Raw genomic sequence first — 488 nt, 5'->3', positions numbered from 1 at the left:
GATTCATGACTGGGGTGAAGTCGTAACAAGGTAGCCGTAGGGGAACCTGCGGCTGGATCACCTCCTTAATCGACGACATCAGCCTGCTGATGAGCTCCCACACGAATTGCTTGATTCATGGTTGAAGACGATCAAGACCCTATATAGGTCTGTAGCTCAGTTGGTTAGAGCGCACCCCTGATAAGGGTGAGGTCGGCAGTTCAAATCTGCCCAGACCTACCAATATGCGGGGCCATAGCTCAGCTGGGAGAGCGCCTGCCTTGCACGCAGGAGGTCAGCGGTTCGATCCCGCTTGGCTCCACCACTTGCTTTACTTGATCAAACTCAGAAATGAGCATTCGCATCGAATGTTGATTTCTGGCTTTTGTCAGATCGTTCTTTAAAAATTCGGATATGTGATAGATATAGACTGATGACCAGTTTCACTGCTGGTTAATCAGGCTAAGGTAAAATTTGTGAGTTCTGCTCGAAAGAGCAACATGCGAATT

At 48.6% G+C, this 488-nt stretch carries 2 tRNA genes and 1 rRNA gene; all 3 read left to right on the top strand.

The window, feature by feature from the left end:
- Window positions 1-68, top strand: a 16S ribosomal RNA gene (locus CAY82_RS25030); the annotation flags it as partial.
- 77 nt (window positions 69-145) lie between these two features.
- A tRNA-Ile gene (locus CAY82_RS25025) sits at window positions 146-222 on the top strand.
- 6 nt (window positions 223-228) lie between these two features.
- Window positions 229-304 (top strand) — tRNA-Ala (locus tag CAY82_RS25020).
- Window positions 305-488: the final 184 nt, after the last annotated feature.

Origin of the sequence: Pseudomonas sp. SID14000, assembly GCF_002165135.1 — a bacterium.
GTDB lineage: Bacteria > Pseudomonadota > Gammaproteobacteria > Pseudomonadales > Pseudomonadaceae > Aquipseudomonas.
Note: the sequence above shows the minus strand (reverse complement) of the source record. Positions and strands in the feature narration are given on the sequence as shown.